Here is a 6012-nt window from a genome sequence, read left to right on the forward strand (position 1 = left end):
GTCGAGTTCATTCTGCCCGACGACGGACCAGAAAGTCGGCGGGACAGTGCCCATCGAGCTGCGCACCAGGGTGATGGTATCGTTGTCCATCGCCTGCTTGCCTGCATTGCTCGCGAGCTGCGCGGCAATGCGGTTCATCGCGGGGTAGAACAACGACTGGGTGGAAGCGGAAGGCGATTTGCGGGCGATCGTCTCCGCGGCTTCGTAGTGCGTCAGCATCGCTCCGATGGCGGCCGCTTCAGCGGCCTCGGCCGCCGCCTTCGCGGTCGGGTCATCGGCCTTCGCCGCGGCGGCGGCCGCTGCCGCTTCGAGCAGGGCCAGCCGCTTGTAGCCGGAGCCATAGAGGCTTTCCCGCTCGACGGTCGGCGCGAGCGCAATCAGCCCGGCGAGCAGCGCCATCGCGTCCTCGATCTCCTTGCGCGCCTGGTCGATCGTCCTGCCGTCGCGTTCGGCGCGCTCCCACGCAAGGCGGATCCTGGCATTCGCCAATTGTTCGATCGAGACAAAGGACGCCGTCCCGTCCTGCGCCTCGCGCGCGCGTTGATACCACTTGACCGCCTCGTCGAAGCGCTTGGCCTTCAGCCATGCGGTGCCGAACGCTTCGGCAACGTTGCCGCGCCCCTCCCAGCATGGGGCGAATTTCTGTTCCAGGTAGTGCAGGCGGACGGCCTGATCCTCGGGCTTCCTGCCCTGATATTCGGTTTCGACCGCGATCCGCTCGAGCGCGACAATCAGGGCCGGAGCCGACGCGACGCCGGAAAACTCCTGCAAAGCGGGTCGTGGCGTCGGCTTCTGGGCATCGCCGGTCCGTGCCCGAAAGCGCCAATCCGGATCGCCATAGCACTGATAGGCCGCCCAGGTGTTGTTGTGGCTGCTGCGAGCGCTCTCCCGCGCCGTTGCGACGGCGTCGATGAAGCGGTCGCCGCCGAGCAGGGCCTTGTAGAAGCTCGTGGCAAATACGCTCGCCGCATCGTCGTCCACCGCCCAGCCGGCCGCGATCACGCAGCGCACGCCGCCTTCGATCAGCGCGTGGGCCACGCCCGAGGCGAATTCTGGGCGATTGTAATTGACGGGCGCGAAAAGCTTTTTCGGGGCGTCGGCTGCCAGATGACAGCAATTGACGAACACCAGTTCGGGGATGACGCGCAGCGCTTTGATCTCCTGCGCCCCGAAGAACGCGCCGTCGGACAGCACGACGCCGCGAGTGACGCTGTTGGTCGGCGGCTCGCCGTGGCCGGCAATATGGATGATGCGCCAGTCCCCGTCGATCAAGGCCGTGATCACTCTCCCCAGATCGGGCTCCTCGTCGCCGGGCCTGGGCCCGCTGATGACCCGATGGACGTGGCGAGGGTCGATCAATTCCGCCAGGCAGTCCGCGACCTTCGTCGCCTCCCGCCGCGCGCCCATCAGCAGTGGATAGACCAATCGGTCGCATGCGGGATCGCCGATCACGAGAATGTCGTGGTCGGCCGAGGCGTCCGTGACCGTGCGCATGGGCGGTGGCGGCGACCGCAACTTGCGCAACAGCTTGGTGCGAATGGACCACGGCAGTTCGCTCGACTTTCCGTCCGATTTGGAAGGCTCGAGCGCCTCCCAGGGGATGGCGGCGGTACCCTTGTCGAGCTCAAGCACCGTCTCCGTGCTGCTGCCCAGGAACGGCTCGAGATCGACCGGGATGAGCAGCCTGAAGAGCGTGCGTCCGATCTGCGCGTCGATGTTGGCGTTGTTGGAGGCCATCAGCACGAGGTTTTGAACCAGCCCCACCTGCATGGGCTGGGGACGCACGTCGCTGCGCGCGCGCTTGGAATTCACCGTGTAGACGATCGATACCGGCTCGTTCTCGGTTTTCTGGATGGTGGCGCTGATGAAATCGTAGTCGGCGCCGCGGTATCCGGCATCCGCGGGCCGGCGCATGGCGCCGGTGCCTTCGGTGATGGTCGGGTTGACGGTGAAGCGGGCGCTGTCCGCCGCCGCGAGCGCCCGGAGGGCGTTCCACGCTTCGCTGGCGCGGTCGAGAAACAGCTCGATGATCCTGAGCTCGCTCACGCGCGGCCAGCGCGGCGGCGCGGTGACGTCCCGGGCGAGCTGTTCGTTGGCCTCGCGCACGCCCTGTGCGATGAGCTGTGCCGCCTGTCCCGCCGTGATGCCGCTGCCGCCGCTGCCGAGCAGCGTCGTCGCGAGCGTGAATTCGGGCGGCACGGGACGTTGCTCCGTCAGGCGCTGCGCCCATCCGATGACAGCCTGCCGAACGGTATCCACGAGATCCGATCCGCGCAGCTCACCCTCGGCGCCGAGACCGGCCACGACAACGGCATGTGGCCGCGGCAATTGCCAGGGATTGTCGGCAGCGGCCTTGATATTGATGAATACCTGATGTGTCCCGGGAGCGGAGGGATAAAGGCCCCGCTGGAGTGACGCGGTCATGGCGCCACCAATCGCACCGTCCATCGCCGCTTCCGTGCCGGTGAGGCGGAGTGAGCGGTAGTGGCCGATCAGCAACGGCTCGCTGACGAAAGTGAGATTGCCGTTTATGACGGTGATGTGCAGGCCCGCAGCCCGCGATTTCGCCTGCGGCTCGGACGTCGTGGCCGCGGGCGCCAGCACGTCGATTTCGCGCTGTGGCGGTGTTTCACCGCCCGGCAGTCGTGACGGACGGCTTCGCACCAGCAATTTGGCAGTTGGTCCCGCCAGTCCCCGCGCGGTCTGGGCGGCGCTCAGCGTGGAGAGGCGATCCGTGCGGCCCATGCTGAGCAAGTCGCGGTATCCACCGAAGGCTTCCCTGTGCCGGGGCAGAGATCCATGATCGGCGTCAACGACCCAGGTGGCCACCCCCGGCAGCACGGCGTTTTCGAACAGCACCCGGCCGTCGCCCTGGTCCGGCGCGTCCAGATAAATCACGCCGTCGTCGGATTTCTTGTAGCCCGCGGGTGTGGAGTCCGCCTTGCCGACGACGACCATGAGCTTGTGTGCAAACGAGGCGAGATCCGTGTCCCGCTGCCGGTCGAGCGCACGCCGCAACTCGACCGCTTCGTCGAGCACGCTTTGCGCGGGGAGTCCCCACCTCATCTGATCGAGTTGCAGCGCCAGATGGTGCCATGGGCTGTGCCGGCGGGCCGCCTCGAGATCGGCGGCTGCGAGATCTTCCCACGCCTTCGCGGTGCCCAGACCGTTCAGCAGGCTGGCCTGAAGCTGCATGAATCCGGGGAAACTGGCCATGAGCGTGCGCGCGCCGTTGCCGCCAAACGGTGCCCCCACATTGGCCATGAGATTGCCGAAGGTGTCGTCGCCCGACAGGACCTGCATGGGTGCCCAGGAGCCGCCGTTCGGCGTCCCCAGCATCAACAGGCCCGCGCCGTCGGCCGCCATCATCCGGTCCCACGTGCTGCGGCTGACGATCTGCATCATCCGCGCAACCAGGCCGCCCATCGAATGCGCGATGATCCGCACCGGCTGCTTCGACGTCTTGCGGGCGTCAAGGGCGGCGGCGACTTCGTCGGCAAGACGTTTGGCCTCGGCGGCCATCGGGCGCCGCCAGTCGAAGGCGAACGGCTTCACGTCGTGGTCGTCGAAGAAGAACGTCGCGAGGTCGTCGTAGTAGATGCCAATCGGTCCATCCGGCAGGATATTGATGCCCTTGGGATCGTAAGCGAGCTTGTTCAAGCCGTTGACGAGGCGCCATCCGAGCCAGATGCGATCGTTGCCGATCTTCAAATTGCTGCCGAGTATGCCGGGCAGGATGAAGAGCGCAGGCAGCTCGGCGGCCTCGGCCGCGCCGCGCGAGGGCAGTGCCGCCCGAACCCCCGTCGACGAATCCCCGCTCCATGACAGCGGACCGATAACGCGAAATTCGTCCGGCGGATCGGCGCTGAGCGCCAGCGCGTTCACGATCGCATTCGCAGTCCGCGGGTTGCTGAAATAGCTGAAGTGCGAGACCTTGCCGCCCTGATCGAGGACGAATGTCGAATCCTTCTCCCGCGGCGACCCGCCATACATCGATCGCGTTTGCACCACCAGGTCGTTGTCGGTCCAGAAGAAGGCATCGGACAAGAGGGTCTTGACCCAGGAGCCGACCGAATCGCCCTCGAGATCGCCGGCCACGACGCGCAGGTCCCCTTTGATAGGCTTGTCGGTCGCATGCAGCCATTTGACGAGCGGCGAATCCGGGATCTGCGCCGCGAGACCCGGAACCATGTCCGGGTCCGCGCGGCGACGGGCGACTTCGCCCAGAAATTTGACCAGCTCGTCCGCGACGGGAACCTGAGCGAGCTCGAGCGCCCACTTCACCACCGACACATAGGCGTCGAGACGCTTGGAGGCGAGCAGAGTGCCTCGCGCCGGGCAGGCGACGCGGACAACCCGATCGATCGAAATGCGCTTCCTGGCCACGATTCCGGCGAGCTTCTTCAGGTCCTGCGCGCTCGAGCCGTCATTTTCGAACAACTCGATGCCGGACGTCACCGGCTCGCTGCAGACCCGCGCCAGCACTTCTGCGACCAATCCGCCGCGCGAATGCGTGAGCAGATGAAGCCGAGCGCCTTCGGGCGCGGCTTCGGCCAGCGTGATGGCGTTGGCGATCGGGCTTGCGCCAAGCGTCGGGTGGTCGAGCGCATACACCCTGTCCTGAAACCTCTCGAAGAGCTGATCGACGAGCTCCGGGTGTTCGCTCCACAGCTTTCCGAACGTCCCGGAGGTTTCGCTGAAGGTCCCGTGAATCAGCACCAGCGATGGTGTTTCGCCAGATGCGATCGTGGACGTCGGCCGGTCCTTGAGCGATCCGAGCGGCTGACGATCGAGCCGGTACACGCCCGCCTTGACCTTAGAATCGAACGCCTGGACGACCTTTGAAGCCACGAAATCCGCCGCCTTGTCCTCGGCAAAACCGGTGAGGACCTGAATTCCCCGAACCAGCACGTCGCTGACGAAACCGCGTGTGGCCCCAGGCACGGCTGCGCCCTCTTCGAGACGCCACTGCAAGCGGGCGGGAACACGTACCTCGCCCGGCGCGAGCGTCGTCCCGCCGCGCGATAGAAGCGGGTCGTCCTGTTGGGATTGCAGCAATTCCCGGGCGGTGTCGGGATGTAGCCACAGATCGGGTCCTCCGGCGACCTCGATCACAATCACGTCTTCCCCGGGAATCGCGCTGGTTCGGACTTCCGATTCCCCGGCGGCACGCTGTGCCGTTATGATGATGGAGTCCTTCGTGCGCCCGACGGGAAATGCTGTGGCGCCGGCGCCGCGCGTGGCGCCGCGGTCTGCGCGGACGCCGGGAACGACGAACGTGATCGGAGCGGCCATGTTGCACCTCCGTGACAGGATGGCGGTCGCTGCGCGATGAGAGACTGAACAGCAGGCCGCCGATGATCGTGCCTTCGTCGATGGTTGCGTCGGTTATTCGCCAGGCCGCTCCAGGGCGGCGCCGAAATTCGTTACGACATTCTCGCAAGCGACAGATCCGTCGAACTCGCTCCGGGGAACTGCCAAAAATCCCAATTCTGAAACGTCTGAACGATACCCGCTTTAATAGAAATGGCAAGAGGATACAACGTGTTCAGCACGAAGGTCATCTGGAATTCCGATCTTCTATCGCTCGACTGTAAATGCGACAGTCCTGGATCAATCGACGGGCAGGGGAAGGTTCGCTACCACGTCCCGAATGGTCAACCAGGAAAGCCGAAGACCCATGAAGCCGAACCTCATCGGACATGTCGAAAGTCTGTGGCGCTATCCCGTCAAGAGCATGCGCGGGGAGGCATTGCCGGAAGCGTTTGTGAGTTTTTCCGGAATTCTGGGTGACCGGCTCTATGCCGTGCACAACTCGGCGGCTCCAAAGGCCTTCCCCTATCTGACCGCACGCGGCCGCAGCGACATGCTACTGTACCGTCCGTTCTTCCGAGATCCCGAATGTGCGGCGCTGCCGTCCAACCTTGCTGAAGCGCAAGCGTTGGGACCCGGCGTCACGCCACTTTATCCATCGCATGAAGAACTCGCCGTCGATGTCGAGACGCCATCGGG

General features: G+C 65.3%; 2 protein-coding genes. One reads left to right on the plus strand and one right to left on the minus strand.

All coding sequences use genetic code 11. The annotated features are described in order from the left end of the window. Positions 1-5295, minus strand: a 5295-nt coding sequence (locus Q8N40_RS26025; protein WP_305713857.1) for a CHAT domain-containing protein, incomplete at its 3' end; no start/stop codon positions are given. Between the two features lie 385 nt (positions 5296-5680). Between Q8N40_RS26025 and Q8N40_RS26030 the strand changes: the two genes are divergently transcribed. Then, positions 5681-6012 (plus strand): MOSC N-terminal beta barrel domain-containing protein (locus tag Q8N40_RS26030; protein ID WP_305713858.1); only part of this gene is annotated, 332 nt, incomplete at its 3' end.

This window comes from Bradyrhizobium sp. (assembly GCF_030693485.1).
Taxonomy (GTDB): domain Bacteria; phylum Pseudomonadota; class Alphaproteobacteria; order Rhizobiales; family Xanthobacteraceae; genus Bradyrhizobium.